The organism is Alkalibacterium iburiense, assembly GCF_039521845.1.
GTDB lineage: Bacteria > Bacillota > Bacilli > Lactobacillales > Carnobacteriaceae_A > Alkalibacterium > Alkalibacterium iburiense.
The window spans coordinates 1-2,604 of sequence record NZ_BAAACW010000097.1 but is presented as its reverse complement, the minus strand read 5'-3'; the positions used below and the strand labels follow the sequence as shown (position 1 = coordinate 2,604).

2 protein-coding genes are annotated in these 2,604 nt (G+C 37.6%); both read right to left on the bottom strand.

Annotated elements, in window-relative coordinates; genetic code table 11:
* Window positions 1–150: 150 nt before the first annotated feature.
* The gene (istB, locus tag ABDZ53_RS08230) at window positions 151–882 is read right to left on the bottom strand and encodes an IS21-like element helper ATPase IstB (RefSeq protein WP_343755429.1); all 732 of its coding nucleotides are present in this window, start codon (window positions 880–882) and stop codon (window positions 151–153) included.
* Complete coding sequence (istA, locus tag ABDZ53_RS08225; RefSeq protein ID WP_343755427.1) at window positions 882–2,300, bottom strand: IS21 family transposase; 1,419 nt, start codon at window positions 2,298–2,300, stop codon at window positions 882–884. Before istA ends, istB begins: the two co-directional genes overlap by 1 nt.
* Window positions 2,301–2,604: the final 304 nt, after the last annotated feature.

Genomic DNA, 2,604 nt, shown 5'->3' with positions numbered 1-2,604 from the left:
TTCCACATGTGTATTTCTCGGGCTTTTATAGTTATTCTTTAAATTAGAGACTTTTGGGTAAATTCAAATATCACATACAAAGGTATTTTGCAAGAAAAAAATCCATAAGATTGCAGGAATTTTTTCCATACCTTTGCCGCACCATTTTATTTAGTTTTTGTGTTGCGATAATGCGTTCGTGAAGCGGTAACTTTTACCAGAAAACGAGAAAATATGAGCGTGATGAATTAAGCGATCAACTAAGGCACTCGTTAATCTGGAGTCCTGAAATACTTTATTCCATGAGCTGAATTCTAAATTGGTCGTCACAATCAAGCTGCGTTCCTCATAAAAATCAGAAATAAGGTGGAATAACAGCTCTGATCCTTCTTTATCTATTGGCAAGTAACCTAATTCATCCAAGATGAGACAATCGCTTTTTAAGATGCTCTTTCGTGTACGTGCAAGCGTCCCTCTTTGAGACGCTTTTTGTAATTTATCCACTAAATCTAAAACACGATAAAACTGTACATCTTTTCCCGCCATACATGCTTCGATGCCAAGAGCTGTGGCTAACGTTGTTTTCCCAGTGCCTGGTGAACCAACGAAAATCAAATTTTCACGATGATGAATAAAATCTAAGCTTATTAATTCCTCTTTAGTTAGAGACCCTGGAAATCCAATGGCATCATGCCATTCATATTGACCCAATCGTTTATGAGTGCGGAAACCCGCTTTGTGTATTAAACGATGAGCTTTAGCTCGTTCTCGTTCGTGCTGTTCGTATTTCAAAGACTCTAATATAAGAGGATAGAGAGCTTCTTTATCATGATTGTCTATGACGTAGTCATAAACATACGCTAACCTCATACGTTTGCACAATTCCTTTAACTCATCTTCCATTAGCTCACCGCCTTCGGAGAGAGTGAATCATAAAGCGTTAGGGAGAGGGAAGCTTCTGTTGGCTCTGATTCAAAATTGTTCAGTAGGAGAAACTCAAAATTCTCTTCAATCCGTAATAAGTCCTCTTCTTTAAGCAATTCAAGCAGTTGGTCGATGCGCCTTTTTCGTTCGACAAGAGTTGTTTCTAATACATAGCTTTTTATTTTTGATGGAAGTAGCTTCTTATATTTAGAATGATCAAGTGCCCTTGGTTTTTGTCGGTAAGTTTGAAATACATATAGCCAATCGACGGGTCGGGATTCACTAATATAAGGCCGATCTGCTTCATAGAGCAATTCACCACTTGGGCTCAGACAGCGGAATGAATCCCAGTATAACTGCACGGTTAACCTACGGTTACGACCTACTTTTGGGATATGAATAGACGCATTATCCAATCTGATTTCACCATATTTATTTGTTTTGTATTCTTCGTATCTAAAAACGGGGTAGGGTGTATCTGAAAGAGAACGCATATGTGCCCGGTCTTCTTCCCATAATTCACTGATTAATAGGTGTTCATGGTAGTGATTGCGATGACTGTCTTCTTCTAGTTGAGCATTTAACCATTTCTCAAATACAAGGTAGGAAACAAAGTCAGGTATACAGTCAAAAAAATTATAACGAATATAGCCTACTTTATTTTCAACAGCCCCTTTTTCATGACCAGAATACGGATTACAAGCAATGGGTTCAAAACGATAGTGAGCAGCGAAGCGTTCAAAGGCCTCAGTAAACACCGTTTCTTTGCCTTTCCCTCTTGGCTTAACAACGGCAGCTGCCAAATTATCAATACGAATCGTTTTAGGCACACTCTCCATCATCTCGAAGATCCTCTTTAATCCTTCTAAAAAGCATTCTGTATTTTCACGAGGAAGAGCAGCCGCAAATGCACGATTTGAATAGGGAGGGACGAGGACTAGTAATTTAATATCCTTTAACTTCCCATTTTCGCACACGCGGTAATTTCCAAAGTCTAGTTGGGCTTCACCCGGCGGGTGTTCCAATCGTTCATACACATTATTTTCTTTTGCCTCTTGCTTTGTATCCGCTATATACTGACAAACCAGTCTATAGCTACCAGTATACTGATATTCAGCTTCTAAGAGTTCAAAAATAGCTTTTCGTGTACGACGATCTTTTTTCTTTTCTTTACTGTCTTCAAATAGTAAGGCATCAATAATTTCTCCATATGTTTGATTATTAAACCCTTGGGTATACATCATTCCACGTTTGTCTACTTTCTTTTCTTTAGGCAACACATCTCCATCCGCATATTTTTTGACTGTACGGAAATCGTGTCCTGTCACTTTTGAAATTTCATTTAAAGAAAAGTCTTCTTCATTTCTTAATTTTTTGATATGATTGGTTTGGTCCATTGTGAGCATCCTTCCCACGCCTTTCTGAAGTTCTGGTTAAACTCCATTTTAGGCGATTAGTAGTGGTGCGCGCAATGGGCTTTTTATTATCCCAAGGTTATGGATTTATTCCTGCAATTAACTGTACTTTTATTTTGCCAGAAACATTAACGCATATACTTCTATATTAAATTAATATTGAAGCACTTAAAGTAGAAACAAAATTGACTTAACTACCCCTTTATATTAATTTAAATCACTAGTGTTGCATTAAAGTTTTAACTATTCCATGCCATAAAAAAATCCTTTATAATGGGGGTGGATG